This is a genomic window from Tritonibacter sp. SIMBA_163 (genome assembly GCF_046535935.1).
GTDB lineage: Bacteria > Pseudomonadota > Alphaproteobacteria > Rhodobacterales > Rhodobacteraceae > Epibacterium > Epibacterium scottomollicae.
In genome coordinates this window covers 1-351 of the sequence record NZ_JAWJBP010000190.1, presented here as the reverse complement: position 1 = coordinate 351, position 351 = coordinate 1, and the positions used below count along the sequence as shown (strand labels likewise).

The following is a 351-nucleotide window of genomic DNA, read 5'->3' as shown; positions in this document are numbered from 1 at the left end:
ACGCCAGCGCGCCCCTGTGGCGATTGCTATGTGCGGGATGCCAAAGGAAAGAACATCTTCCGCGCTAAGCCGGCTATCAAGATAAAGTTGCGCGTTGGATGCCTGCCGCAATTGGCCAAGGCGCCAATCCCGCACACGGCCCCAGGCAGCAAGCCCGGGAAGGCGGCATTCCTGCGTAACGCGACCACCCCACTCTTGTGTAGCCTCAGCCAGCGCCACCTCCGCGCCGCGCTGCGCCATGGCGCGCGCCGCTTCCAACCCGGTGGGGCCGCCGCCAATAATGAGCACCGATTGCTGCTTCTGCAGGGGCGGAATGATTTCCGGATGCCAGCCCTTGCGCCATTCTTCGCC

At 64.7% G+C, this 351-nt stretch carries 1 protein-coding gene; it reads right to left on the bottom strand.

Going from position 1 to position 351, the window contains the following annotated elements; all coding sequences use genetic code 11:
- A partial coding sequence (locus tag R0J92_RS22035) for an FAD-dependent oxidoreductase (RefSeq protein ID WP_411053220.1) occupies nucleotides 1-351 on the bottom strand: 351 nt, incomplete at both ends.